Annotated in this window: 14 protein-coding genes; 4 read left to right on the top strand and 10 right to left on the bottom strand. The window is 63.8% G+C overall.

What is annotated here, in order from left to right:
• Window positions 1-10: 10 nt before the first annotated feature.
• The gene (locus UW3_RS0109600) at window positions 11-1,684 is read right to left on the bottom strand and encodes a DUF4153 domain-containing protein (RefSeq protein WP_010222170.1); all 1,674 of its coding nucleotides are present in this window, start codon (window positions 1,682-1,684) and stop codon (window positions 11-13) included.
• Between the two features lie 315 nt (window positions 1,685-1,999).
• Between UW3_RS0109600 and ilvD the strand changes: the two genes are divergently transcribed.
• Window positions 2,000-3,841, top strand: coding sequence for a dihydroxy-acid dehydratase (gene ilvD, locus UW3_RS0109595; RefSeq protein WP_010222169.1), 1,842 nt, complete (start codon window positions 2,000-2,002; stop codon window positions 3,839-3,841).
• A gap of 164 nt (window positions 3,842-4,005) precedes the next feature.
• Here the strand turns inward: ilvD and UW3_RS0109590 are convergent, their stop codons facing one another.
• The 4 genes from UW3_RS0109590 to UW3_RS0109575 form a co-directional block, all read right to left on the bottom strand.
• Window positions 4,006-6,411 carry a TonB-dependent siderophore receptor gene (locus tag UW3_RS0109590; RefSeq protein ID WP_010222167.1) on the bottom strand — a complete coding sequence of 802 codons (2,406 nt, stop codon included), beginning with the start codon at window positions 6,409-6,411 and terminating at the stop codon, window positions 4,006-4,008.
• A 130-nt stretch (window positions 6,412-6,541) separates the two neighbouring features.
• Entirely contained in the window at window positions 6,542-7,486 is a 945-nt protein-coding gene (locus UW3_RS0109585) for a FecR family protein (RefSeq protein ID WP_010222165.1), read from the bottom strand.
• Window positions 7,487-7,515: 29 nt separating this feature from the next.
• Complete coding sequence (locus UW3_RS0109580; protein ID WP_010222163.1) at window positions 7,516-8,049, bottom strand: RNA polymerase sigma factor; 534 nt, start codon at window positions 8,047-8,049, stop codon at window positions 7,516-7,518.
• An 80-nt stretch (window positions 8,050-8,129) separates the two neighbouring features.
• On the bottom strand, window positions 8,130-9,185 hold the full coding sequence (locus UW3_RS0109575; RefSeq protein ID WP_010222160.1) for an HAD family hydrolase: 1,056 nt from the start codon (window positions 9,183-9,185) through the stop codon (window positions 8,130-8,132).
• Window positions 9,186-9,425: 240 nt separating this feature from the next.
• On the opposite strand from UW3_RS0109575, the gene UW3_RS0109570 reads away from it, so the two are divergent.
• The gene (locus UW3_RS0109570; protein ID WP_010222159.1) at window positions 9,426-10,817 is read left to right on the top strand and encodes an L-cystine transporter; all 1,392 of its coding nucleotides are present in this window, start codon (window positions 9,426-9,428) and stop codon (window positions 10,815-10,817) included.
• A 51-nt stretch (window positions 10,818-10,868) separates the two neighbouring features.
• Here the strand turns inward: UW3_RS0109570 and UW3_RS0109565 are convergent, their stop codons facing one another.
• Window positions 10,869-11,387 carry a dihydrofolate reductase gene (locus UW3_RS0109565; RefSeq protein WP_010222158.1) on the bottom strand — a complete coding sequence of 173 codons (519 nt, stop codon included), beginning with the start codon at window positions 11,385-11,387 and terminating at the stop codon, window positions 10,869-10,871.
• A 63-nt stretch (window positions 11,388-11,450) separates the two neighbouring features.
• Between UW3_RS0109565 and UW3_RS0109560 the strand changes: the two genes are divergently transcribed.
• Window positions 11,451-12,842 (top strand): DUF2868 domain-containing protein, encoded by a 1,392-nt coding sequence (locus UW3_RS0109560; protein ID WP_026001253.1) that lies wholly within the window; start codon window positions 11,451-11,453, stop codon window positions 12,840-12,842.
• Entirely contained in the window at window positions 12,835-14,199 is a 1,365-nt protein-coding gene (locus tag UW3_RS0109555) for a GTPase/DUF3482 domain-containing protein (RefSeq protein ID WP_010222156.1), read from the top strand. The genes UW3_RS0109560 and UW3_RS0109555 overlap by 8 nt, the downstream gene beginning before the upstream one ends.
• Window positions 14,200-14,251: 52 nt before the next feature.
• Here the strand turns inward: UW3_RS0109555 and UW3_RS0109550 are convergent, their stop codons facing one another.
• From UW3_RS0109550 to UW3_RS0109535, 4 genes are all read right to left on the bottom strand, one after another.
• Entirely contained in the window at window positions 14,252-15,379 is a 1,128-nt protein-coding gene (locus tag UW3_RS0109550) for a TIGR03364 family FAD-dependent oxidoreductase (RefSeq protein WP_010222154.1), read from the bottom strand.
• Window positions 15,380-15,492: 113 nt separating this feature from the next.
• Entirely contained in the window at window positions 15,493-16,518 is a 1,026-nt protein-coding gene (locus UW3_RS0109545) for a putative 2-aminoethylphosphonate ABC transporter substrate-binding protein (protein WP_010222153.1), read from the bottom strand.
• Window positions 16,519-16,557: 39 nt separating this feature from the next.
• Entirely contained in the window at window positions 16,558-18,282 is a 1,725-nt protein-coding gene (locus tag UW3_RS0109540; protein WP_010222152.1) for a putative 2-aminoethylphosphonate ABC transporter permease subunit, read from the bottom strand.
• Between the two features lies 1 nt (window position 18,283).
• On the bottom strand, window positions 18,284-19,348 hold the full coding sequence (locus tag UW3_RS0109535; protein ID WP_010222151.1) for a putative 2-aminoethylphosphonate ABC transporter ATP-binding protein: 1,065 nt from the start codon (window positions 19,346-19,348) through the stop codon (window positions 18,284-18,286).
• Between the last annotated feature and the right edge of the window lie 174 nt (window positions 19,349-19,522).

Genomic DNA, 19,522 nt, shown 5'->3' with positions numbered 1-19,522 from the left:
CTGTAATACGCTAGCGGTTGGGCTGCCAGGTCAGATCGACGCCATCGAGGGTCAGCGTCTTGTAACGCGGCATCACCGGTTTCATCTGCCCATGGCGGATCAGCTGAACCAGTCGCTCGGTGTTATCGCGAATACTGTGCAGGCTACCGACTTCGCGCCATTCCCCCTTGCCCTCGCGGGCAAACAGGAAAACGCTGGATGCGTAGGTGTGCCGCGGGATCATCAACACTTCGTTGCGCCCGTCGCCATCCATGTCCACGCCCCACAGAAAACAGCCCCTGCCAGAGCATTGAGTCTCGGCCATGCCCATCTTGGCGAACACCTCGCTGCCAGGCTGCTCGGGGCCCAACCATTCCAGTTTCGGCCCGCGATTGTCTTCGCCATACCGCGAGTGGGATTCATCCATGATCCACTGCAGTCTCTTGCGGCCTTCAGCGTCGAACAGCTCGTCAGTCTTGAGCCGCTCTTCCAGCGCCGTGAACGCCTCACGCCCCGGCTTGCCCAGGCTGTGATACAAGGTTCTGGCATCGAATTCCTGGATGGCGGTACGCCCGCTAAGCAGGCGCTCGACCTGGTTGTTGGCACTGAGCTGCAAAGGGTTCAGCAGTGGCGTATAGAACAGCACCACCAGCACCGCGCTGAGCAGGGCAATCCACGGGTTACTGACTCGCAGGCTATTGAGCCAGCCCTTGCGCGAGGCGAACACCGCCCACAGAGCAGCAAGGCTGTGCACCTGCATCACGCCGATCAACAACAGGGCGAGGATACGCTCAGGCGTCAGGCCGTACTGATTCACCCGCAACCAGCTTGAATAGCCCGCCAGCGCCACCAGCACCGGCAAGCACAGCAAGCAGGCCTCGACCAGGCGCTTGAGCACGCCCGGATAGGGATTGGCCTGATGGCCATCCTGGAACACGCCGTTGACCAAAAACAGGTTGATGGCCACCAGCAACAACAGGATGGTGGTCGAGTAGCCGGTATTCCAGATCGGCTGCAACCCGGTAAACGGCAGCATCAGGCTGAACAGTACGGCGATCAGTGCGCTCAGTGGCAGCAACACACGACACAGGGTCAATAGCACGCCGCGCAGCAGGCCGATGACTTTTTCGTTCTCCAGGCCCATGCGCATCCCCAGGGAGAACACTACCGCCAGACCGATGCGCACTACTGGCGCCGAGGTCAGCACGTCTTCGACCTGGGGGATGCCGAGCATCAGGAACAGGCGTCCGCACAACCACAGCAGCAGCCAGAACAACAGGGTGAACAGCAGTGCCAGGAGGACGATGAAGATGTTGTTCCAGGCATGCCGGAACAGGTCTTCATAGCGCAGCCGCAGGCCTTCGCGGGTCGGCCAGCTGAGGATGAAGGCGGTGCCGATGTAGGTCACGGCAACCGCAGCCACCCATGAGCTCTGCCAGACCCAGCCCAGGGTGTCCTGACTGAAGGTCCAGCTGCTGATAAAGCCGATCAGCAGCGTCAGGCCCAGGACCAGCCAACCGGTACCGCGTTGCAACACCGCACTGCCGAGCAGTTGCAGGTTGACCCCGGCCACCAGCACGGCGGCGCACAGGCCAAATGGCAGCCCGGCGATATCGATCTGGATGTGCCTGGCGTAGAGGAACACCAGGCCTTGCAGCAGGCCAATGGCCAGGTAGAACAGTAAAGATCGACTTATCGCAGGCATTGCAAATCCTTTTGGCCAGTGGGGTGCGAAGCGCGCAAGTCTACCCAAAGCCTGGCAGCCGACGCCAAGGCCTTTACCTTGCGGGCTGTACTAACGGCCAATTATCACAACGCCATTCCCTCAAGGCCGCAGCGGTGTAGAATCGGGCTATTCATCGCCAGTCATCCCCGGCGGGTTTATGAGCTCTGGCCGAGCGCACGGCGATCCCGCGGCGATCTCGGCTTCATCCGTACCAGCGGCCACCTGCCTTCGGTGCAAAGGACAAGAGAAGCTCACTCCCCTTTTTGTTACCTGATTAGCCGCCAGGAGTGCTTCATGCCTGATTACCGCTCGAAAACGTCCACCCACGGCCGCAATATGGCCGGCGCCCGCGCCCTCTGGCGTGCCACCGGGATGAAGGACGAGGACTTCAAAAAACCGATCATCGCCATCGCCAACTCCTTCACCCAGTTCGTCCCGGGCCACGTGCACCTGAAGGACCTGGGCCAGCTGGTGGCCCGCGAGATCGAACGCGCCGGTGGCGTGGCCAAGGAGTTCAACACCATCGCGGTCGACGACGGCATCGCCATGGGCCACGACGGCATGCTCTATTCGCTGCCCAGCCGCGAGATCATTGCCGACTCGGTCGAGTACATGGTCAACGCCCACTGCGCCGACGCCATCGTCTGCATCTCCAACTGTGACAAGATCACCCCTGGCATGCTGATGGCCGCCCTGCGCCTGAACATTCCGGTGATCTTCGTTTCCGGCGGGCCGATGGAAGCTGGTAAGACCAAGCTGGCCAGCCACGGCCTGGACCTGGTCGATGCCATGGTCATTGCCGCCGACTCCACCGCCAGCGATGAAAAAGTCGCCGAGTACGAGCGCAGCGCCTGCCCGACCTGCGGTTCGTGCTCCGGCATGTTCACCGCCAACTCGATGAACTGCCTGACCGAAGCCCTGGGCCTGGCCCTGCCGGGCAACGGTTCTACCCTGGCCACCCACAGCGACCGCGAGCAGCTGTTCCTGCAGGCCGGGCGCACCATCGTCGAGCTGTGCAAACGCTACTACGGCGACAACGACCAGAGCGTGCTGCCGCGCAACATCGCCAACTTCAAGGCGTTCGAGAACGCCATGATGCTCGACATCGCCATGGGCGGTTCGACCAACACCATCCTGCACCTGCTGGCCGCCGCCCAGGAAGCCGAGATCGCTTTCGACCTGCGCGACATCGATCGCCTGTCGCGCAAAGTGCCGCAGCTGTGCAAAGTGGCGCCGAACATCCAGAAGTACCACATGGAAGACGTCCACCGCGCCGGCGGCATCTTCAGCATCCTCGGCTCGCTGGCCCGCGGCGGCCTGCTGCACACCGACCTGCCGACCGTGCACAGCCCGAGCATGGAAGAAGCCATCGCCAAGTGGGACATCACCCAGACCAACGACGAAGCGGTTCACCACTTCTTCAAGGCGGGCCCGGCGGGTATCCCGACCCAGACCGCATTCAGCCAGTCGACCCGTTGGCCGACCCTGGATGATGACCGTGAAAACGGCTGCATCCGCAGCGTCGAGCACGCCTACTCGCAAGAAGGCGGCCTGGCCGTGCTGTACGGCAATATCGCCCTGGACGGCTGCGTGGTGAAAACCGCCGGCGTCGACGAGTCGATCCACGTCTTCGAAGGCAACGCCAAGATCTTCGAAAGCCAGGACAGCGCCGTGCGCGGCATCCTTGCTGACGAAGTGAAGGCAGGTGACATCGTCATCATCCGCTACGAAGGTCCGAAAGGCGGCCCGGGCATGCAAGAGATGCTCTACCCGACCTCGTACCTCAAGTCCAAGGGCCTGGGCAAAGCTTGCGCCCTGCTCACCGACGGCCGCTTCTCGGGCGGCACCTCGGGCCTGTCGATCGGCCACGCTTCGCCAGAAGCCGCAGCCGGCGGCGCCATTGGCCTGGTGCAGGACGGCGACAAGGTGCTGATCGACATCCCCAACCGCTCGATCAACCTGCTGGTCAGCGATGAAGAGCTGGCCGCACGCCGGGTGGAACAGGACAAGAAAGGCTGGAAACCGGTCGAAGCACGGCCACGCAAAGTGACCACTGCGCTCAAGGCCTACGCCCTGCTGGCGACCAGCGCCGACAAGGGTGCGGTACGCAACAAGGCGCTGCTGGACGGGCTGTAAGTCGTTCTGGCGGTGCAAAAACCGGCGCCTTGTGCGCCGGTTTTTTTATGCCTGTGGTTTACGCGGTGCGACCTATCGCCGGCAAGCCGGCTCCCACAGTGGCTGTGTACACCGGGCCACTGTGGGAGCTGGCTTGCCAGCGATGGGCTGCAAGGCAGCCCCACTCAATACTTGGCCCGCACGCTAAAGGTCAGGTTGCGCGGCTCGCCATAGAAGTTCGACCCCCACGAACTGTCCACCCGCTCATAGTACGTACGATCGAACAGGTTATTGGCCGTCAGCGTCGCCGACAGGTTCTGGTTGAATTTGTAGCCCATCTGGGCCGTGGCGATGCTGTAGCCGCCCTGGACGAAGTCCACGTCACGCTTGTAGTAGGTGGCACTCACTGCCCGCACCCCGCCACCGACGCTGAAGTCCTTCAGCGGGCCATCGGCAAATTCGTAGCGCGTCCACAGGTTGAAGTTGTGCTTGGGGGTGATGGTGGTGCCCTGGTTGGTGTCTTCGCCGCTCAGCGACTTGAGCAGGGTGAAGGCGTAGCCGGTGCTGATGCTCCAGTTGTCGGTGAGGTTGCCGCTCAGCTCGGTTTCCCAACCCTGGCTGCGAATCTTGCCTTGCGGCTCGTAGTACTGGTTGTTGGCCACCAGCTCGGCGCGGTTCTCGTCGTAGATGCGAAACAGCGCCACGCTGCCATTCAAGCGGCCATCGTAAAACTCACGCTTGAGGCCGATTTCGTACTGTTTACCTTTGCGCGGGGCGATGGTCTGGCCACCGGCATTCACATCGGTCTGCGGCTTGAACACGCTGGTGTAGCTGGCATAGGCCGACAGCTCCGGCGTCAGCTTGGCCACCAGCGCCCCGTAGGGAATGACCTTGCGGTTGATGCTGGTCTCGGTGCTGTTGAAGTTGTTGAAGAAGGCGTTGGCGTTATGCGCATCGCTTTCGAACCAGGTCACCCGGCTGCCGAGGATTACGTCCAGCCAGTCGGTGGCGCTGATCTTGGTGCGGGCGTAGAGGCCGTACTGGTGCGATTTCGACCAGTTGCCGTTGTCCATTTCGTACTTCTGCTTGGGGATATTGATGCTGCCCGGGTCGAACACGTTGGTGTCGAAGTATTCACCACCGCCATAGGTGAAGTCCTTGTCCAGGTGCTGGTATTCAGCCCCCATGGTCAGCTCGTGGGTACGGCCAAAGGCTTCCACCGGCAAGGTCACGAAGCTGTCCAGGCCCAGGGTCTTGATGTGGGTGTAGTAGGAGTAGGCCACCGCCGAGCTGGCGCCGGTGGCCGGGTCGACCGCACCGTCGCTCCAGGTGAAGTTGCGGGTCGGGGTTTCAGCATCGCGGTAGGTCAACGAGGTCTTGAACTGGCCACCGTTCTCCAGGGCGTGATCGACTTCGAAGAAGCTTTCCCAGACGTGCTCGTCCAGTTCGTTCCACTTGGCATCGACGAAGGTCGAGCGCTTGACGTCCAGCAGCTTGCCGCTGGCGTAAGCCGGCAGGCCGAACGCCGGAGTAGAACGGTTCTTCTGATAGGCGCCGCCCAGCGACAGGGTAGTGTCCGGGGTCACGTCGTATTCCAGCCGGCCATACACCATTGGCCGCTCGTTCTGGGCGTAATCGACGAAGGACTTGTTGTCCTCATAAGCGGTAACGAAGCGCCCGCGCAGGCTGCCGTCGCTGTTGAGCGGGCCGGTGATGTCCACGGTCGAGTGGTAGTGATCGTAGGAGCCTGCCGACAGCTCGCCACTGAGGGCGAACTGACCGAGGGCGCGCTTGCGCACCAGGTTGATGGTGCCGCCGGGCTCACCGGCGCCCTGGTACAGGCCGGAGGGCCCGCGCAACACTTCGACGCGGTCGAACATCGCCAGGTCGAAGCTGGTCATCAGGTCGCCCTGGCCAGTCATTTGCGAGACGCCGTCGACCTGCACCTGATCGACCAGGAAGCCGCGCATGTACACATCATTCAGACTGGAGCCGGAGTTGTAGCTCTTGATCGTCGCCCCGGTGACCTGGCGCATGGCGTCCTGCAGGCTGTTCATGTTCTGGTCGTCCATACGCTGACGGGTGACGACCGACACCGACTGCGGAATGTCCTTGAGCTTTTGTTCGCCCTTGCCGATGGTCAGCGCACCGGTTGTGTAGGACTGGCTACCTTCGGTGGTAGCGCCCAGCACCTTGCCGCCGACCATGGTCGCGCCCAACTGCAACGCGGTGTCTTCGCCCTGGCGTTTTTCCAGGGTTACGCTATCGCGATCGATGTAGGTTGCACTCAGGCCAGTGCCGGCCAGTAGCTGGGCCAGGGCCTGGTCCTGTGGATAACTGCCGCTCAAGCCCGGGGAGCGCAGGCCTTGAGTGACCTCGGCGCCCACCAGCACCTGCACCCGGGTTACCGCACTGAAGGCCGCCAGCGCCGCATCCAGCGATTGCGCCGGGATCTCGAAGCGATAGGCCTGCGCTTGCGCGGTAGACGCGGCCAGGGTCGGCATTGCCAGCGTGCCGCAGCCCAGGGCAATGGCCAGGCTCAGCAGGGTCGGCACGCCGGGCAGGCGCCGGGTGGCGGTGGTGTGTTCCATCAGTGGTGCTCCCCAGAATCGTCGAAGTCGTTAAGTGGCGCCACACTGTCTGAGAGTGCTTATTATTTGCGCCTACGAGATCAAGGACGTCAGCTGCTGGGGAAACCCTGAAACTTTCGTAAGAAATTTTTCAGCCCTCGCGCAACACCCGCAGATACGGGGTGTAGTGCTCGGCGCGCAGGCCCAGGGTGTGGGTCAAGGCCTTGAGCACGGCCTCGGGCTTGTCGATCTCGAACACTCCCGAGACTTTGCGCTGGCGCAGGCTCTCGCCCAACACCAGGGTCTGCCCCGGCCAGTAGCGGTTCAGGGCATCGACCACTTCGACCAGCGGCTGCTCGCGGAACACCAGTTGGCGCTGGCGCCAGGCGAACTCGGCCGGCACATCAAAACCATGCTCGGCGCTCAGGCGAGCGCCGCGATACTCGACACCGCGACCGGGTTCCAGCAGCACTGACTGAGTGTTGTCGGCACTGACCTGGACCTTGCCCTGGGCTACCCGCACCCGGGTCTGGTCGCCTTCCCGGGCCATGCTGAAGCGCGTGCCCACGACCCTGACCCAGCCATCACCGGAGCGAATCACAAACGGCCGCGCCGGGTCATGGCTGACGTCGAACCAGGCCTCGCCACGCAATAACCGCACCCGCCGCTCGCCATCGACCAGCTCGACCTGCACGGCCGTATCGGTGTTGAGTTGTAGTTGCGAACCGTCCGCCAGGGCAATGCTGCGCGACTCGCCGGTGCGGGTGACATAGTCGGCGCGCCAGCGGTCCGGCCAGGGGCTGTACGCCAGCCAACCGACCATCAGCAGCACCGCGGCAGCACTGGCCCAGACCTGCAGCCGCGGCCGGCGCCAACGCGCGCGCTGCGCCTGGCGGATCTGCCGCGCCGGTTCACACAAGGCACCCAGCAGGCCAAGCACTTCCTCCCAGGCCTGGGCCTGTGCCGGGCCCTGGGCCAGCCAGGCGCTGAAGGCCTCGCGCTCATCGGCCGTGACGTCTTCGGCCTGCAGGCGGTAGTACCAGCCGCTGGCTTCGGCGAACAGGTCGTCGGCCTCTATGGCGTGTGGGTCGGTCATCGGGGTATCCGTCGCTGCAATTGGCCGGCTCATGGGCACGACCTCGGCGTACCGCTGAGCAAGCGCGCCTTGATAAAGGCCCGGCAGTCGATCAGCGCACGACGCAATTGGTATTCGACACTACGCGGGGAGACCTGCAGGCGCTCGCCAATTTCCCGGTAGGAACATTCGTCGACATGATAGAGCAGGAAGATGTGCCGGGTCGCCTCGGGCAGGGCCTGGATAGCCTCGTGCATCAGCGCCTGCTCTTGCAGCGCAGACAATTGCTCGTCGGCACCTGGCGTTTCGCAGGCCAGCTCCTCGCTGGGTTCGCCGCCGTCCAGGCGCTCGCGACGAATGGACTGACGCTGATGGTCACGTACCAGGTTGCTGGCAATGGTGAAGAGGAAGGCCGGTAGATTGTCGATCTTCTTGTCGGCAGGCAGCCGCGCCAGACGCAGGAAAGACTCCTGGGTCAGGTCGGCTGCCACCTGCGCATTACCGGTACGGCGCGCAACAAAGGCTTCCAGCGCTTTCTTGTGCTCGGCGAACAAGCGGGCAATCTGCGTATTCCACGAAGACACGGTACTTCCTGGCGTTGGGCCTCAAGGTGAGCGCACGCTAGCAGAAGATGAGATGAATTCGCAATTGATATCTATTTTGCTTACTGAATCTGCTCCGGCGTGACGATCACCCAGTTCTTGTCCGCCGTCACCGGCAACCCCTCTTTGGCCTGGGCCGCTGCATGCTTGGCAATCATGCCGTTGATCTGGTCCATGTACTTGGCCTTGCGATTTATCCACAGGTGGATGCCGCCCTTGGCCACGTCGACGCTATGGAACTGCATGTAGCCATCACTGGTTGGGGTATCGCCACCGACCAGCACCGGCTTCTTCCACTCATCAATATAGGTGAGGATCGCCGCCTGCTTGCCCGCCATCCAGGTGGCCGGAGTCCACAGGTAGGGGGTCAGTTCCAGGCCCAGGTTGGCCTGCGCGTCGTAGCGGCCGGCACTGATCTGCTTGCGCGCGGTGGTCAGGGCGCCGCTGGTGCGGTCCTTGAGCAGCAAGCTGACGCCGATCACGTTCTGCGGTTTGACGTTGTAGCCATACTTGGGATCGGCGGCGACCATGCGCACCAGTTCTTCGGAGGCGGCGCTGATCACGTAGACCTCGATGCCGTTTTCCATCAGCTTGTTGAACAGCTCGGCTTGGCCTGCGAACACTTTCGGCGGTTGCACCTCGATGGGCTTGACCTGATCACCCTCGTAGTAGGTGCTCGGCACCGGCTTGCCCGAAGCCATCAGCTCATCGACATAACCTTTGAGCTCCTTGAGGGTGAAGCCGGAAAACACTTGGGCGACCCAGGGGTAGCAGACCATGTCGTCGATTTCGCAGAGCCGGTAGTAGTAACTGAACAGGCTCTCCTTGTGCTCGGCGGTGTCCTTGAAGGGGATGAGCTTGAGTGACGGATCGAGCTTGTCACGGCTGAGCAGGCCCTTGTTCTCCATGAACGGCAGCAGCGATTCTTCGAGGTCGAAGCGGTAGCTGGTGTTGTCCATGTCGAAGACCGCGTAGTTGCCCTTGTTGGCGTTGGCGGCAATCATTGTGTCCAGTTGTTTGGCAGCCTCGACCGGCCAGTGCTTGAGTTCCGTGGCCCAGCTATGCCCGGTCAGCAACAAGGCAAGGCCGGCGGCGAGGATTTTCGGAGCAGACGTCATGTGCATTTCTCCAGAAAAGTGGCCCGCTCACGCTAGCAAAGCCTGAAATGCACACCGACCCGACAGCGACACCGACACGCCCCTGAGCGGCCACAAGCATTCTGTTTGCGACCCGCCGTTATTCCAAAAACGACTATCGAAATTCCATTTCGATATAAATTCGTTCGTTTTCATGCTGTTAGCATTTCTGTTCGCAATCGCACACAGAGGCGATGCCCCGCCTTTTTTCCTGGAGCTTCAATGAATCTGCCGTTGTCTCTCAATCTGCTGGCGTTCCTGGCGTTGTTGCTGGGCCTGGCGCAAACCCGTCATGGCAACTGGAGCCTGGCCAAGAAGGTCCTGGTCGGCCTGGTCCTCGGCGTGCTGTTCGGCGCCGCCCTGCATGCCATCTATGGCGCCGGCAACCCGATCCTCAAGGCCACCATCAGCTGGCTCGACCTGGTGGGCAACGGTTACGTGCAGTTGCTGCAGATGATCGTCATGCCGCTGATCTTCGCCTCGATCCTCAGCGCCGTGGCGCGCCTGCACAACGCTTCGTCGCTGGGCAAGATCAGCTTCCTGACCATCGGCACCCTGCTGTTCACCACGGCCATCGCCGCATTGATCGGCATCGTGCTGACCAACCTGTTCGGCCTGACCGCCGAAGGCCTGGTGGCCGGCACCGCCGAAACTGCGCGCATGGCGGCGATCCAGAGCGACTACGTGGGCAAGGTCACCGACCTGAACATCCCACAGCTGCTGCTGTCGTTCATCCCCAGCAACCCGGTGGGCGACCTGGCCCGGGCCAAGCCGACCTCGATCATCAGCGTGGTGATCTTTGCCGTGTTCCTCGGCATGGCCGCCCTGCAGTTGCTCAAGGATGATGCCGAGAAGGGCAACCGCGCCCTGGCTGCCATCGACACCCTGCAAGCCTGGGTGATGCGCCTGGTGCGCCTGGTGATGAAGCTCACCCCGTACGGCGTGCTGGCGTTGATGACCAAGGTGGTGGCCAGCTCGAACCTGGACGACATCCTCAAGCTCGGCAGCTTCGTGGTGGTGTCGTACATCGGCCTGGGCCTGATGTTCGTGGTGCACGGCCTGCTGCTGGCTATGAGCGGTGTGAACCCGCTGCGCTTCTTCCGCAAGGTCTGGCCGGTGCTGACCTTCGCCTTCACCAGCCGCTCCAGCGCCGCCAGCATCCCGCTGAGCATCGAGGCGCAAACCCTGCGCCTGGGCATTCCGCAGTCGATCGCAAGCTTTGCCGCATCGTTCGGGGCGACCATTGGCCAGAACGGCTGCGCCGGCCTGTACCCGGCGATGTTGGCGGTGATGGTGGCGCCAGCGGTGGGCATCGATCCATTTGACCCGCTGTGGATTGCCACCCTGGTGGCGATCGTCACCCTGAGTTCGGCGGGTGTCGCGGGCGTGGGTGGTGGTGCGACCTTCGCGGCACTGATCGTACTACCAGCCATGGGCTTGCCGGTCGAGCTGGTGGCCTTGCTGATCTCGGTCGAGCCGTTGATCGACATGGGCCGCACGGCGCTGAACGTGAACGGTTCGATGACTGCAGGGGCGATCACCAGCCAGATGCTCAAGCAGACTGACAAGTCAGTGCTGGAGGCGCAGGAGCATGCGCAGCTGACGCACTCCTGAGTCCTGCGTCGCCCTGAAGGGCCTCATCGCCGGCGTTGCCGGCGATGCTTTTCAGGCCTTTTCCCAGACCTCGAAGTGATAAGCAGGCTTGTCACCTTCAGCCGCATTCGCCTGACTCGACGCCAGCTTCCACTGCGCCTGATCAAACGGCGGAAACCACGCATCCCCTTCCGGGTTCAATTCCACCCGCGTCAGGTACAGCCGATCCGCCAGGCCGCGCTCGATCGCCTGGGTATACAGCTGCGCGCCGCCGATCAGCATCAGCTCATCGACGCCCTGCGCCAGTGCCCATTGCTCGGCACGCACCATCGCTTCATCGAGCGAGGCGAACACCTCGGCACCTTCGAGCTGCAAGCCCGGCTGGCGGCTGACCACCAGGTTCAAGCGCCCCGGCAGCGGTCGGCCCAGCGAATCCCAGGTTTTGCGACCCATGATGATCGGCTTGCCCAGGGTGGTGGCCTTGAAATACTTGAAATCCCCCGGCAGGTGCCAGGGCATGCTGTTGTCGATGCCGATCACGCGGTTCTCGGCGAGGGCCGCGATCAGGCTGAGGGGGAGTGATGTTTTCATGCCGGCGAGGATAGCAAAGCCCGATCTTCGATGCCTGGGTTATGCTTTGGGCTGACTTGATCAATGGAAGACCGCGTGACTGCACTGACTGACCTGGACAAACGCTGGCTCACCGAAGCCGTGCGCCTGCGCGAAGAACATGCAGGCCCCTTGGAAGACCAGGAAGCCAACCGCCGCGCCCGCCAATCGGGCGGCGACCTGCCGGCGCGCATCGAAAACCGCGCCCTGTGGCTGGCCGAACGCGACGGCATGCGCAGCGCCCTGCAACACTGGAAACAAGGCGCACGCCTGGCGCTGGCGGCCCTGATGGTGCTTGCCGTGCTCAGCGGCGCCGGCCTGGCCTTGGCCGCCCTCGGCGACAGCCTGCGCCCGGTGAACGTGTTCTGGGCCCTGGGCAGCCTGCTCGGGCTTAACCTGTTGCTGTTGCTCGGCTGGTTGCTGGGCTTTTTCTTCGCCGCTGAACAGGGCGCCAGCCTTGGCCGCCTGTGGCTGTGGCTCAGCGAAAAATTCGCCCGTGATGCCCAGGCCGCGCACCTGGCACCCGCCCTGCTAGTGATGCTGCAACGGCAAAGGCTCAACCGCTGGCTGCTCGGCCTGCTGGTGCACAGCCTGTGGCTGGTAGCCCTGGGCACGGCGCTGCTGATGTTGCTGATTCTGCTGGCGACCCGGCGTTATGGCTTCGTCTGGGAAACCACCATTCTTGGCGCCGACACCTTCGTTGCCCTGACCCAGGCCCTGGGTGCCCTGCCGGCGTTGCTTGGCTTCAGCGTACCGGACGTGGCCATGATCCGCGCCAGCGGCGACAGCCAACCGGCACTGGAACTGGCCCGCCAGGCCTGGGCCGGCTGGTTGCTGGGGGTGCTGCTGGTGTATGGCATCGTCCCGCGCCTGCTGCTTGCCGCCTGGTGCCTATGGCACTGGCGCAGTGGCCGGGCGCGCTTGCACCTGGACCTCAATCTGCCCGGCTACAGCCAGTTGCGCGATGCGCTGATGCCCAGCAGCGAACGCCTGGGCGTCAACGATGCCGCGCCTGATGCCCTGCCGCAGATTGTCCGGGGCGTCGGCGAAGAACACAGCAATGGCGCCCTGCTGGTCGGTCTCGAACTGGACGACAAACGCCCATGGCCACCCGCCCTGCCAGCAGCGGTAAGCAACGCCGGCATCCTCGACAGCCGCGAGTCCCGCAACAAGCTGCTCGAACAGCTCAGCCGCTTTCCTCCGGCGCGCCTGGCGATTGCCTGCGACCCGCGCCGCTCGCCCGACCGCGGTAGCCTGGCACTGCTTGCCGAGCTTGCGCGTAATGCCGGCGCCACGCGCATCTGGCTGCTGCAGGCGATGCCCGGCCAGGCGCTGGATGCTGACCGTCTCGGCGACTGGCATCAGGCCCTGGAACAACTCGGCTTGAATTACGCCGACACTGCCCCGCTGAACTGGCTGGAGCATGGCCATGACTAAGCCACTGAAACTGGCCGTGGTCGGCCACACCAATGTCGGCAAGACCTCGCTGTTGCGCACCCTGACCCGCGATGTCGGCTTCGGCGAAGTGTCCCACCGGCCGAGCACCACCCGCCATGTCGAGGGCGCACGCCTGTCGGTTGACGGCGAGCCACTGCTGGAGCTCTACGACACGCCGGGGCTGGAAGATGCCATCGCCCTGCTCGATTACCTCGAACGCCTGGAACGCCCGGGCGAACGCCTTGATGGTCCGGCGCGGCTGGAGCGCTTTCTGCAGGGCAGCGAAGCACGCCAGCGTTTTGAACAAGAGGCCAAGGTGCTGCGCCAGTTGCTGGCCAGCGATGCCGGTCTGTATGTGATTGATGCCCGCGAGCCGGTGCTGGCCAAGTACCGCGACGAGCTGGAAGTGCTCGCCGGATGCGGCAAGCCGCTGTTGCCGGTGCTCAATTTCGTCGCCAGCAGCGACCATCGTGAAGCCGACTGGCGCGAAGCCCTGGCGCGTCTGGGTCTGCATGCGCTGGTGCGCTTCGACAGCGTCGCCCCGCCGGAAGACGGCGAGCGCCGCCTGTACGAAAGCCTGGCCTTGATGCTGGAGCACTCCCGCAGCGCACTGCAACGCCTGATCGACGATCAACAGGCCCAGCGCCAGGCCCGGCGTGAAAGCGCCAAGCGCCTGGTCGCCGATCTGCTGCTCGACTGCGCTGCCTGCCGGCGCAGCGTAGTTGCCGAACCCGGCGCCGAGGCCGTGGCCATCGAAGCCCTGCGCCGCGATGTGCGCCAGCGCGAGCAACGCTGCGTCGAAGCACTGCTCAAGCTCTATGCCTTTCGCAAGGAAGATGCCGCCAGCAGCGACCTGCCCTTGCTCGACGGGCGCTGGGGCGATGACCTGTTCAACCCGGAAACCCTCAAGCTGCTCGGAGTACGCCTGGGCAGCGGCGTGGCGGCCGGTGCGGCGGCCGGGGCGGGAGTCGATTTGCTGGTCGGCGGCCTGACCCTCGGGGTTGCAGCGCTGGCCGGGGCGATTGCCGGCGGCGCCCTGCAGACCGCCCGCAGCTATGGCTCGCGCCTGCTCGGCAAGCTCAAGGGCCAGCGTGAACTGACGGTGGATGACAGCGTGTTGCGCCTGTTGGCACTGCGTCAGCATCAGCTGATGCATGCGTTGGATGCCCGTGGTCATGCGGCGATGGAGCGAATCAAGCTGGCAACACCGCAGGAGCAGACCTGGCGTGAAGGCAAATTGCCGGAAGCGCTGAACAAGGCACGGGCGCATCCGCAGTGGTCGTCGCTCAATCCGGGGGCGAGGGTCAATCAGGCGGAGCGTCAGGAGCAGATTGATGCTTTGGTGCTAGAGCTTTAGGACGCTATCGCGGGGCAAGCCGGGGACATGGTTTACAGGCTCATACGCATGGTCAGTCGCTCTCCTCTAGCAAACGGGCGATATGTTGCTCGGCCAGGGCTGGGCCGACGCTCATGCCGACGCCGCTGTGCATCAGCGCGGCGCTGATACCCGGCGCGACCTGCAGCAAGGAAAACGGCCCCGGCCCGCCAGAACCATAGACGCCCTGCCAGCGTTCGACCACTTCGATGCGCCCGCCCAGGGTGTGCTCGGCCAGCTCGAGCATCCAGTTGTCGACCTGCTCGGCGTTGAACGGTGAAGCATCGCTGCCATAGGCATGGGAGTCGCCAATGATCAGCTCGCCATGGGGTGTAGGGCTGATCAGCAGGTGGATGCCGTGCTCCAGCAGGTGCGGGCTGTTGGCCTGCAGTTGCGCTTTAAGCGCCTGGGCTTGCGCCAGGTCGGCGAAGGCGCCGTAGTGTACGCAGCTCAGGCCGGTCAGCAATGCGTGCTGCAGGTCGAGCTTGAAGCGCGGCCGGGCACGCAGCATCTGTAGACGACAAATCTGCGGCTGCAGGGCAGCGATGGGTTCGGCGAGCAGGGTCTGGTAGTCGTGACCGGAGCAGACCACCACCTGTTTGGCGTTGAAATCCCCCGCCGTGGTCGACACCCGCTCCGGTTCGATACCGCGCACCAGGGTAGAGAAATGAAACTGTACATCCAGCACCTGCTGCAGGAAGCGGATCAGGCTCGGCAAGGCTTCGCGTGAATACAACTGCTGGTCTTGCAGCCCGCGCAAGGCGGCGCGGTGGTGGCGGAACTGGCCGCCATACAGGTCGTTCAGGTCGGCGCCGCTGAGCAGTTGCACCTGGTAGTCATGTTGTGGCGCACGCTCGGCGCAGAAGGCTTCGAGCAGTTCCAGTTCCAGCGCGGTACGGGCAAACAGCAGCGAGCCATTGGCCTTGAGCTCGAAGCCGGCCTGCTGCGCCCAGTGCTTCCAGATGCCGCTGCTGGCCTTGGCCAGCTCGAGCATCTGGCCGGGCGGCTGGCCGGTGACCAGGGCCTGGCCGAAGTTACGCACCGAAGCGCCCAGGGGCGTGGCGCTGCGCTCGAAGACCCGCACCTTGAGCCCGCGCCGGGCGGCGGCGTAGGCATGGGACAGGCCGAGGATGCCGGCGCCGACGATGAGTAGATCGGTCATTTGAGGTTCCTTGAAGAATTCGTCGCCCCCATCGCTGGCAAGCCAGCTCCCACAGGTACTGCATACACCGATCCTGTGGGAGCTGGCTTGCCAGCGATGAAGTCAACGCAGTGTTACTGCTGCGCCACCTTCTCCGACTTGCCGTCATAGCGCTTGCGCCACTCGGCGAGGATGCTGTCTCGGTTCTTCGAAGCCCAGGCGAAGTCGTTCTTGATCAGGCGCTGCTCGTAGTCGGCCGGCAGTTCGGTCTGCGGCTTGGCGATACCGGGCTGGGCCAGGACGGCGAAGTTTTCCTTGTACAGCTCCATGGCCGCCGGGCTTGCCGAGAAGTCGGCCAGGCGCTTGGCCGCGTCTTCATGCTGGCTGCCCTTGATCACCGCAGTGGCTTCGATCTCCCAGCCCAGGCCTTCCTTGGGCAGGACGATGTCCAGCGGCGCGCCCTGGCGCTTGAGCTGCACAGCCGGGTATTCGAAGGAGATACCAATCGGGAACTCACCCGCCGCCGCCAGCTTGCAAGGCTTGGAGCCGGAGTGAACGTACTGGCCGATGTTCTGGTGCAGGCCGTCCATGTACGCCCAGCCCTGTTTCTCGCCGAAGGTCTGCAGCCAGGCGCTGACATCGAGGAAGCCGGTGCCGGAAGACGCCGGGTTGGGCATGACGATCTTGCCCTTGTACTCGGGCTTGGTCAGATCCTGCCAGCTCACCGGCTTGCTCAGGCCCTGTTTCTCGGCCTCGACGGTGTTGAAGCAGATGGTCGCGGCCCAGACGTCCATGCCCACCCAGGCTGGCGGGTTGGCGGCATCGCGGTAGTTGGCGCCGATCTTGCCGAGGTCTTTCGGTGCATAGCTTTGCAGCATCCCCTGCTGGTCGAGGATGGCCAGGCTCGACGCTGCCAGGCCCCACACGGCATCGGCTTGCGGGCGGTCTTTTTCGGCCAGCAGTTTGGCGGTGATGATGCCGGTGGAATCCCGCACCCATTTGATTTCGATGTCCGGGTTGGCCTTCTCGAAGGCTTGCTTGTAGCTCTTGAGCTGTTCGGCTTCGAGTGCGGTGTAGACCGTCAGCTGGGTGTCGGCGGCGTAGGCCTGCACACTGAACGCAGTGAGGACGGCAGCGGCAAGAGCAAGTGGCTTGAACATGATGCGGTTCCTTTGAACGGTACAGGTTGGGAGAGGCAATCAGTGACCCGGCGCGCGCTGGCGCCAGGCTTGGGAGCGTTGCAACAGGCCGCGCGAGGCCCAGGCCAGGAGCAGCGAAACGGTGGCGCTGGTAAGCAGGATCAGGGTCGACATCGCCGCGGCACCGCCGACGTTGCCGGCGTCATCCATGTTCAGTACGGCGACCGCGGCGAGGATGGTGTCGGGGCTGTAGAGGAAGATCGCCGCCGACACCGTGGTCATTGCCGAGACGAACAGGTAGCGGATGATGTCGAGCAATGCCGGCAGGCAGATCGGCACGGTGACCCGCAGAAAATGCCGGTACAGCGGCGCCTTGAGCGACAGCGCAGCGGCCTCGAACTCGCCATCGAGCTGGCGCAGGGCGGTGGTCGCGGTCATCTGCGCGGTGGTCAGGTAGTGGGCGATGGTGCACACCACCAGCAGCGCCATGCTGCCGTAGAACACATGCAGCGGGTTGCTGGCGAGGTTGAAGAAGAACACGTAGCCAAGCCCCAGAACCAGCCCCGGCACCGCCATCGGCACGAAGCTGAGCAGGCGCAGCAACAGGTTCAGGCCGCGCTGGCCCTTGGTTTTTTCCATCAGGTAGGCACCGGTGAAAATCACCGCGCTGCCGATCAGCGCCGTGCCCAGGGCCATGGTCAGACTGTTGCGGTAGGCCAGCCAGCCGCCACCGGCGGTTTCGTCGAACTGGTAGTGCTTGAGCGACAGCGACAGGTTGTAAGGCCAGAACTTGACCAGCGATGAGTACACCGCCATGCCCACCACCAGCAACAGCACCGCGCAAATCAGTATGACCACGGCCAGGAAGCAGGCATCGCGGCGCCGCGAAGGCTGTGGCTGGAACACCTGGGCACAGCCGCTCATCGAGTCGCCCTGGCGGCGGCGCAACCAGGCATCGACGGCAAAGCTGAGCAGCGCCGGCACCAACAGGACCATGCCGATCAAGGCACCGCGGCCGAACTGTTGCTGGCCGACCACGGCCTTGTAGGCCTCCAGCGCCAGCACCTGATAATCGCCACCGACCACCACTGGCACACCGAAATCGGTGATGGTCAGGGTGAACACCAGGCAGAAGGCGGCGAACACCGCCTGCCGGGTCGCCGGCCAGGTGATGCTGTGAAAGGCGCGCCAAGGCCCGGCCCCCATGCTCGAGGCGGCGTCGAACAAACGCGCATCGGCCAGCGACAGGGCTGAAAGCAGGATCATCAGCGCATGCGGGAAGGTGTAGATGGCCTCACCGAGGACAATGCCCCAGAAGCCGTAGATATTGTCGCTGAGCAGCCCGCGCAGCAGGCCCTGATTGCCGAACAGGTAGACCAGGGCAATGGCCGGCAGCATCGATGGCGCCAGCAACGGTAGCAATGAGATGCCGCGCCACAGGCCTTTGGCCGGGATCAGCGTGCGCTGCAGGGCGTAGGCGAACAGGTAGGCCAGCGGCACCACAATGGCTGCAACACTGAGCGAGACTTTCAGGCTGTTGCCCAGCAACCAGTGGAAGTTGGCACTGGCAAACAATTCGCGGGCGGCAACCAGGCCACCGCCCTGGCCGATATCACTGCTGAAACCGCGCCAGAAGATCGCCAGCAGTGGCATCAGGACCGCGACGGTGAGCAGAAGCAGCAGCAACCACTTGCCGCCGACCACGAACAGTCGATCCCCCAGCGATACACCGGCGCGCTGTGCTGCCTTCGCGTGTGCGATCGGCATGGCGATTGGCGCAGCCATCTCAGGCAAACACCTGCAGGCTGCGCGGCGGCAAGGCGACCCAGATGTCCTGGGAGCCCAGGCGCGGCATCGACTCGGGGGCGACTTCAGCAAGCAGGGCATGGCCTGGCAGCTCGTTGAATTCGAAACTCATGCGACAGCGATTACCCAGGAAAGTGATCTCGCGCACCCGTGCCGGAAACAGGTTCTCCTCGTGCACCGGCGGGTTGACGCTGATCGCTTCCGGGCGGCAGAACAGGCGACCGCTACGGGCCTGGCCGGCACCGTCGGCCAGGCGCATGTTCAGCGCACCGACCTGGGCATGGCTGTCGCTGTGACGCTGGAACGGCAGCCAGTTACCCTGGCCAACGAACTCGGCAACGAACGGCGTGGCCGGCTTGTCGTAGATTTCCTGCGGGGTGGCGTACTGTTCGACCTGGCCGTTGTTCATCACCGCAATGCGGTCGGCCATCAACATGGCTTCGTCCTGATTGTGGGTGACCATCAGGGTGGTAATGCCGAGCTGGCGCTGCAGCTGGCGCAGTTCGCTGCACAGGTGCTCGCGAACCCGCGCGTCGAGGGCCGACATCGGCTCATCGAGCAGCAGCAACGAAGGTGCCGGGGCCAGGGCGCGGGCCAGGGCCACCCGCTGTTGCTGGCCGCCGGAAAGCTGGCCGGGGTACTTCTTCTCGCTGCCGCTCAGGCCCACCAGCTCGAGCATCTGCGCCACCCGCTGGCGCACTTCGTCACGGCCACTGCCAGCCAGGCCGTAGGCGATGTTGGCTTCGACGGTAAGGTTGGGGAACAGCGCGTAGGACTGGAACAGGATGCCATAGTCACGAGCCTGGGGCGGCAGCTCGGAGATGTCGCGCTCACCGATGTACAGGGTGCCGCGGTCCTGGCGCTCCAGGCCTGCAATGCAGCGCAGCAGGGTGGTCTTGCCACAGCCGGACGGGCCCAGCAAGCACACCAGCTCCCCGGCAGCGACGTCGAGGGAAACATCATGCAGGGCGGTAAAGGCGCCGAAGCGCTTGTGGATACCGCGCACCTTCATCTGTGCGCCTGGGTTTGCGACCGCAGTGTTCATGGCAGGACCTCATCGAACGAATGAGGGTCATGCTAGGCAGGCAATGCGAAGGTTCTGTGGCGCAGAGGCAAAAGTTGCCGATAGTGGTATAGGCAGATTTTGGTGTGATCTCGGTTGGCAAGGCTGCGCCTTGCATCGCTGGCAAGCCAGCTCCCACAGGTCCAGTGCATGCAG

Origin of the sequence: Pseudomonas donghuensis (assembly GCF_000259195.1) — a bacterium.
Taxonomy (GTDB): domain Bacteria; phylum Pseudomonadota; class Gammaproteobacteria; order Pseudomonadales; family Pseudomonadaceae; genus Aquipseudomonas; species Aquipseudomonas donghuensis.
This window is presented reverse-complemented; position numbering and strand designations above follow the sequence as displayed.

Coding starts and splice junctions, on each gene's coding strand:
- UW3_RS0109570 (WP_010222159.1), top strand. CDS start 9,426: ATGAATCTGCCGTTGTCTCTCAATCTGCTGGCGTTCCTGGCGTTGTTG.
- ilvD (WP_010222169.1), top strand. CDS start 2,000: ATGCCTGATTACCGCTCGAAAACGTCCACCCACGGCCGCAATATGGCC.
- UW3_RS0109600 (WP_010222170.1), bottom strand. CDS start 1,684: ATGCCTGCGATAAGTCGATCTTTACTGTTCTACCTGGCCATTGGCCTG.
- UW3_RS0109565 (WP_010222158.1), bottom strand. CDS start 11,387: ATGAAAACATCACTCCCCCTCAGCCTGATCGCGGCCCTCGCCGAGAAC.
- UW3_RS0109540 (WP_010222152.1), bottom strand. CDS start 18,282: ATGGCTGCGCCAATCGCCATGCCGATCGCACACGCGAAGGCAGCACAG.
- UW3_RS0109585 (WP_010222165.1), bottom strand. CDS start 7,486: ATGACCGACCCACACGCCATAGAGGCCGACGACCTGTTCGCCGAAGCC.
- UW3_RS0109575 (WP_010222160.1), bottom strand. CDS start 9,185: ATGACGTCTGCTCCGAAAATCCTCGCCGCCGGCCTTGCCTTGTTGCTG.
- UW3_RS0109560 (WP_026001253.1), top strand. CDS start 11,451: ATGGAAGACCGCGTGACTGCACTGACTGACCTGGACAAACGCTGGCTC.
- UW3_RS0109545 (WP_010222153.1), bottom strand. CDS start 16,518: ATGTTCAAGCCACTTGCTCTTGCCGCTGCCGTCCTCACTGCGTTCAGT.
- UW3_RS0109590 (WP_010222167.1), bottom strand. CDS start 6,411: ATGGAACACACCACCGCCACCCGGCGCCTGCCCGGCGTGCCGACCCTG.
- UW3_RS0109550 (WP_010222154.1), bottom strand. CDS start 15,379: ATGACCGATCTACTCATCGTCGGCGCCGGCATCCTCGGCCTGTCCCAT.
- UW3_RS0109555 (WP_010222156.1), top strand. CDS start 12,835: ATGACTAAGCCACTGAAACTGGCCGTGGTCGGCCACACCAATGTCGGC.
- UW3_RS0109535 (WP_010222151.1), bottom strand. CDS start 19,348: ATGAACACTGCGGTCGCAAACCCAGGCGCACAGATGAAGGTGCGCGGT.